This window comes from Mycobacterium sp. (genome assembly GCF_036488105.1).
Taxonomy (GTDB): domain Bacteria; phylum Actinomycetota; class Actinomycetes; order Mycobacteriales; family Mycobacteriaceae; genus Mycobacterium.
On the sequence record NZ_DASXHW010000548.1, the window covers coordinates 1 to 1585 of the forward strand.

Consider the following 1585-nt stretch of genomic DNA (forward strand, 5'->3'; position numbering starts at 1 on the left):
GTTTCACGCCAAACTGCTCCGCCCCGCAGTCAAAAACGACGACGCCCGATTCCCAAATCGCGAGGCAACGTTCTTTTACGATTTCGGCGACGACCCAGAGCGAGAATGGCTCGTTGATTCCATTGTAAACCACACGTTTACGGGAAATTCAATTATATTTCATGTACTATGGGAAACCGGCGAAACGACGCGTGAACCATTACGCAACTGTAAAGAACTCGCCGCCCTCGATAAATACTACGAATTACACGGCGTACATGATTGGAGGGACCTTCCCCGCCAATAGATTCAAAAATCACGCTACCGTGACCGGCCGTGACAAGTGACCTCCCACTTGCAACCGCCAACAACAGCATGGCACCGCGCAAAAACCAAGCCGCCGCATCGAAGCCCGACAAGGGCAAGCAACGCGCAGACGCCCCGGGCCACCAAGGCACGGGAGCAGCGCCCACAACCAGCCCCACCGCAGGACCGTCGGGTAGCGGCCATCGCACCCCGGCGCCTAAACGGAAAGGCAAGAAAAAACGTCGCCAAGACAGCGACGTCAGCGACGAATGGTCGTCCGACGACCCCCTCCTCCGCGACATGGGAGGCCCACCGCCACACGCCGCCCTCGTCAACCACTTCCTCACGCTGCCGGCTGTCGCGACCACCGCGCCACCGCCACTCCAAACTAGCGCCGCACCAGAAGCGGCAGCAGGGCCGTCCACCATGGACGTAAGCCCCCTCCCATCACCGTACCTCAGCGTTCGCGACGAAATTTCGTCGAACGCCTCGTCGCTCCTCCAACCACCGTCACGCGACGACAAAGCCTCCAGCGCCTCATCCAGAGGCTCGAAAAGACGCCGTGAGGCGTCCCCACACCCACAACGTCGACCCAGTCGACCCAACTTCCGCCAACGCGCCGACTCGCCGCCACGGCACCCGCAATACCGCCAACGCGTGGACTCGCCACCACGGCGCCCAGAACCCCCCGCTGCCCAGGTCGCCATGCTGCAACAGCAGCTGCGGCATCAGCAGCACGAAATAGCAACCCTGCGCCACCAGCTCTCCCGCGAGTTCGACGCAGGCGTCGCCCGTGGCCGCAACCTCGGCTTCGAGGAAGCCATGGACATGGCGCTCGCCGAATCGCGAGCAGCCTCCCGCCGCCAATCCCCAAGCCCGCCACCCCGCACCTACCGCGACGCCGCCACCTACGGCGCCGAACACCAGCGCGACAACCGGCAACCCTGCCCCCGCTACGATGACCGCGACCTCGACGATAGAGAGGCCGCCCAGCTCAGGCAGGCCGCACAGGCCTCGTGACGCGACGCCGCACCGCAGCGCGCCACTCATACCCCCGGCGCCGGCCCATCGCGCGCACCCAACCGCCAGGCACCCAACACGCAGGCCGGCGTCACCACGACGTCGGCTGCAAAGCCCACCACCTCGGATCCCCACGATTACGAGGTGGCCATCATCAAGAGCGGCTACGAGCACAAGGTGGACCCCGCCAAAACAAAGTGGCCAGGCTTCGCCTGCATCCCACTCCCAGGAACCTGGTCCATGACCGTCCCGGGCATCGCCAGGGTCCCAGGGCCAGCCT

2 protein-coding genes are annotated in these 1585 nt (G+C 64.5%); one reads left to right on the plus strand and one right to left on the minus strand.

Going from position 1 to position 1585, the window contains the following annotated elements; genetic code table 11:
- On the plus strand, window positions 1-286 hold a 286-nt coding region (locus VGH54_RS28875), incomplete at its 5' end, for a hypothetical protein (RefSeq protein WP_331515597.1).
- 536 nt (window positions 287-822) lie between these two features.
- Here VGH54_RS28875 and VGH54_RS28880 read toward each other — a convergent pair.
- Window positions 823-1335 (minus strand): hypothetical protein, encoded by a 513-nt coding sequence (locus VGH54_RS28880; RefSeq protein ID WP_331515598.1) that lies wholly within the window; start codon window positions 1333-1335, stop codon window positions 823-825.
- Window positions 1336-1585 lie beyond the last annotated feature (250 nt).